Origin of the sequence: Gordonia sp. DT218, from assembly GCF_049847105.1 — a bacterium.
Classification (GTDB): domain Bacteria; phylum Actinomycetota; class Actinomycetes; order Mycobacteriales; family Mycobacteriaceae; genus Gordonia.
This window is the reverse complement of record NZ_JBNCNS010000002.1, coordinates 169,991-174,031: the sequence shown is the minus strand read 5'-3', so window position 1 is coordinate 174,031 and position 4,041 is coordinate 169,991. Positions and strand designations below refer to the sequence as shown.

The window sequence follows — 4,041 nt, the reverse complement described above, 5'->3', positions numbered from 1 at the left end:
AGCCCCTCTTTCCCAGGTCAGCGGCCAGCCCGGCCCGGCGTCGGTGGACGTTCAACCGACGCTCGGGTCGTTGTGGGCTGTCTGTTCGCGGGAACTCCGTTCCCACGCAACAGTGTGCGTCATTATCCACCCTTCAGAACGAAATTCACCATGATTCGGTTGAATGTACGAGCCCTTTCACGGGTATCCGAATCTCTGGTAAACAGCTAGCTCACGATAGGAATTCGGCAGTGGGGCCCAGATCGTTACGCGCCCGACTTCGAAGTCGTCCAAACGTACTAATGCGGTGTGCGGCGATGTAATGATTCCGAGTCCGAGAGCGAGAATCTTTCCAGACCGTTCCGACAATTTCGGTACCATCGCCCACACCGGACGCACGAAACCGCCCACGGGCACGGGGCCGGCGTCCCCGGACAATCCATGCGGAACCGCGCGGCCCGTGACGGGCGGTGAACACCCCGCCCCGACTCGGGCGACCGAGATGGCCCGATAGGAGCAGTCGATGGTCGAGCAGTCCGGCGGGCCGACGGCCGCCCGATCCAGCCTGTCCACGACGCACGGCGGGATGCCGGGCACGCCGGCCTCCGCCGACGGGCCGGTCGAGCAGCTTCCGGCCGACGCCTCTCGCGTCATCGCCGGGGATGTGGAATCGACCCCGGACACACCCGCGGCACCCCGACACGCGGCGGTCGTCGCCGATGAGGCGCCGACGATGCCCGTCCAGGCGGTGCCGACCGAGGAAGGTGGCCCGCCGATCGACGACGACCCGCCACGCGGTGTGGCGTCCGGTTGGCACATCGTCGAATCCTCCTCGCCGACAGAGACCGACGCGGTCCCGGATGCCCGGACACCGCAGGCACCGTCGCCGGTGGCGGGCAACACCGATCCCACCGCCGATCCCACTGCGGAAGGCGGCTCCACGGCGCGGCCCGCCATCGAAGTCGTCGACCTGCACAAGCGATTCGGGGACAACGTCGCCGTCGAGAGCGTCAGCTTCTCGGTCGCGCGGGGTTCCATCCTCGCACTACTCGGGCCCAACGGCGCGGGCAAGACGACGACCGTCAACATGTTGTGCACCCTCCTCAAGCCCGACGGGGGCAGCGCGGTCGTCGGCGGCCACGACGTGGTGGCCGACGCCGCCGGGGTCCGCCGATCGATCATGCTGACCGGTCAGTTCGCCGCGCTCGACGAAGCGCTCAGCGGTCGGGACAATCTGATCCTGTTCGGGCGGCTGATGGGTCTGTCGAAGGCGGTGGCACGGTCGAGAGCCGACGAACTGCTCGCATCGTTCGAGCTGACCGCGGCCGCCAAACGCAAGGTCGGCGAGTACTCGGGCGGTATGCGGCGCCGGATCGACATCGCATGCGGGCTCGTCACGCAACCCGAGATCGTGTTCCTCGACGAACCGACCACCGGACTCGATCCGCGGAGTCGCCAGGAGGTGTGGAAACTCGTCGAGTCCCTGCGGCGTCAGGGCGTGACCACGCTGCTGACCACGCAATATCTCGAGGAGGCCGACACCCTGTCCGACCACATCGTGGTGATCGACAAGGGCCGGGTGATCGCGTCCGGTACCGCCGACGAGCTCAAGACGGCGACCGGCGCATCGCATTATCAGGTGACCCCCACCGATCCCGAGGATCTCGATCGACTGCTCGCGTGCCTGGACGGGATCGCGGTCGGCGGGCACGGCGCCGCGATCCCCGCGCACGAGCCCGACGAGGCCGCCACCTTTGTCACGGTCCCAGCCACCGCCGGGGCCGACACGCTGGTCGAGATCGTCCAGCGCACCAAGGAGGCCGGCATCCGGCTGTCGGATGTGGCGCTGTGCCGCCCGAGCCTCGACGAGGTCTTCCTCGCCCTGACCGACCCGGCCGACACCACGGCCGTGTCGGCCGCCGGCGACGAGCAGAGTCCGGCCGGATGACCCTCGAGGCGGCACACCTCGGCCGGCCCAGGACCCGGGCCGGTGCGCAATGGTGGACGCTGACCGGTCGGGGTATCTCCTCGATGGTGCGCAACGGTGAGATCATCTTCGCCTTCGTCGCGCCGGTGCTCCTGGCGATCTGCTTCTATGTCCCGCTGCGGTCGATCATGAACGCGGATCCGGGGATGGACTATGCGGACTTCCTGATGCCGATCATCTCGTTGCAGTCGGTCAGTTTCGTCGCGTCGTCGGCGGCCATGAGGTCCGCGGTGGACGCCACCAAGGGCATCAACACCCGGTTCCGGACCCTCCCGATGCCGCCGGTGATCCCTCCCCTTGCCCGGATGGGCACCAACACCGTGCTGCTCGTCATCTCGATCATCTGCGCGACCGCGACCAGCCTGGTGATGGGATGGCGGCCGAACGGGGGCGTGCTGGACACGATCGGGTTGTTCGCGGTCGTGCTGGTGGTCGGCATTCTCATCGCTGTCCTCGCCGATGCGGTCGGGCTGCTCTCCAACAGCCCGGAGGCCACCAGTCAGGCACTCTCGCTGCCGATTCTCATCCTCGGCATGTTGTCTACCGGCTTCGTGCCCGAAAGTCAGTTCCCGGAATGGATTCAGCCGTTCGTGCGGAACCAGCCGATCTCCCAGTTCGCGACCGCGATGCGTTCGCTCAGCGACGGCACCGCCACCCTCGACCTGCTCACGCCCACGATCTGGTGGTGTGTCGGCCTGGCTGTCGCCGGGGGCGTGCTCACGGCGCTGGGTGTCCGCCGGGTGGTGCGATGACCACCGTCGCGGCGGCGCCCGTCGGCCGGCTCCCCGTCGAACGGTCGGCGCGGGCATTCGTCGAGCAGAGCGCGGTGCTCGCGTGGCGTCAGATCTCGGTCATGGTGCGGGACCGGGGCACCTTCCTCCAGCTGGTCCTCGTGCCGCTCCTGACGCTCGTCATGTTCAAGGTGGTGCTCGGTGATGCGATCGGCACTGCCACCGGGCAGGACAGCACCTACGGCACCGTGCCATTGGTGATCCTGGTGAGCGCCATGTTCGGGTCGGTGGCCGCCGGCATCCGCCTGAACCAGGAGCGGGGTACCGGTCTGCTCGCGCGCCTGTATGTGCTGCCGATCAACCGTGCCGCCGACCTCACGTCGCGGCTGCTGAGCGAGGTCTTCCGCATCGTCGTGGTGACGGCGCTGCTGATCGCCGTCGGCTCCACCATCGGCTTCGACATCACCGGTGGTGTGGTCGCGGTCCTCGGGATCTTCGGGGTCTCGCTGATGTTCGGCGTCGCCTACGCGATGCTGGTGCTCGCCCTCGCGGTCAGCGCTCGCCCCTCTGCTCCGCTGGTCCCGCTGTTGTCACTGGTCTCGAGTGTCCTCATGTTCTTCAATTCCGGGTTCTCCCCCGTCGAGGCCTACCCGGGTTGGCTGCAGCCCATCGTCGAGAACCAGCCGATGAGTCCGGCCATCGAGGTGATGCGATCGCTGGCCGCGGGTGGCCCCATCGCGGAGAACATGATCAAGATCGTCGTCTGGACGGTTCTCATCGTCGCCGCTTGCCTGTACCCCGCACTGCACGGATATCGCAGGGCCGCCACCGCACGGTGAGCGGAGCGGCCTCAGCCGACCGAGCGCAACATTCCGTAGCCGTCACCGATGTCCCGTGCGAGCCACTCCACCACCTGGCCCACCGCGGTGGCGACCGCCGACGGCTCGTCGAGCGAACCGATGCGCGGCAAGCAGTGCAGGATGGCCGCGACCAACGACGAGCCGACGCCGAGCCCGTTGCTCTCGGCGACCAGGTCGTACCTCGTGAGGGCGCCGGCCAGATCCTGGTAGGTCGCCGAGTCGCCACTGTGTCGGACCGCCGTCAGGCCAGGGGTGACCTCGGCGCGACGATGGACTTCGTCGCACGTCGCCCGCAATCGCGGGAATTCCCATGATCCCATGTCACCGTCCATTCCTGACCTGCTCTCCGCCGGCCGAAAAAGCGTCCGACAATCCTCCGGATCCGGGAAATCGCTGTGGGCAAATGATGACAGATACTCCCTGGGATTGTCACCGGAGGACGACGAGAAAATTTACCGGTGGCGATGTCGTGTACACCGTCGTG

Annotated in this window: 4 protein-coding genes; 3 read left to right on the top strand and 1 reads right to left on the bottom strand. The window is 67.5% G+C overall.

Going from position 1 to position 4,041, the window contains the following annotated elements:
- The first annotated feature begins 502 nt into the window (after positions 1-502).
- From ACPXCG_RS07640 to ACPXCG_RS07630, 3 genes are read left to right on the top strand one after another with little or no spacing between them, the layout of a single operon-like run.
- Entirely contained in the window at positions 503-1,927 is a 1,425-nt protein-coding gene (locus tag ACPXCG_RS07640; RefSeq protein ID WP_425790735.1) for an ATP-binding cassette domain-containing protein, read from the top strand.
- Complete coding sequence (locus ACPXCG_RS07635) at positions 1,924-2,718, top strand: ABC transporter permease (protein WP_425790733.1); 795 nt, start codon at positions 1,924-1,926, stop codon at positions 2,716-2,718. The genes ACPXCG_RS07640 and ACPXCG_RS07635 overlap by 4 nt, the downstream gene beginning before the upstream one ends.
- A complete protein-coding gene (locus ACPXCG_RS07630) occupies positions 2,715-3,536 on the top strand; it encodes an ABC transporter permease (protein ID WP_425790731.1) in 822 nt (273 codons plus the stop codon). The genes ACPXCG_RS07635 and ACPXCG_RS07630 overlap by 4 nt, the downstream gene beginning before the upstream one ends.
- 11 nt (positions 3,537-3,547) lie before the next feature.
- Here the strand turns inward: ACPXCG_RS07630 and ACPXCG_RS07625 are convergent, their stop codons facing one another.
- Positions 3,548-3,877 (bottom strand): hypothetical protein, encoded by a 330-nt coding sequence (locus ACPXCG_RS07625; RefSeq protein WP_425790729.1) that lies wholly within the window; start codon positions 3,875-3,877, stop codon positions 3,548-3,550.
- Positions 3,878-4,041 lie beyond the last annotated feature (164 nt).

Excerpts from the sequence above, each read along its gene's own strand:
- ACPXCG_RS07640 (WP_425790735.1), top strand. The coding sequence starts at position 503 with ATGGTCGAGCAGTCCGGCGGGCCGACGGCCGCCCGATCCAGCCTGTCC.
- ACPXCG_RS07625 (WP_425790729.1), bottom strand. The coding sequence starts at position 3,877 with ATGGGATCATGGGAATTCCCGCGATTGCGGGCGACGTGCGACGAAGTC.
- ACPXCG_RS07635 (WP_425790733.1), top strand. The coding sequence starts at position 1,924 with ATGACCCTCGAGGCGGCACACCTCGGCCGGCCCAGGACCCGGGCCGGT.
- ACPXCG_RS07630 (WP_425790731.1), top strand. The coding sequence starts at position 2,715 with ATGACCACCGTCGCGGCGGCGCCCGTCGGCCGGCTCCCCGTCGAACGG.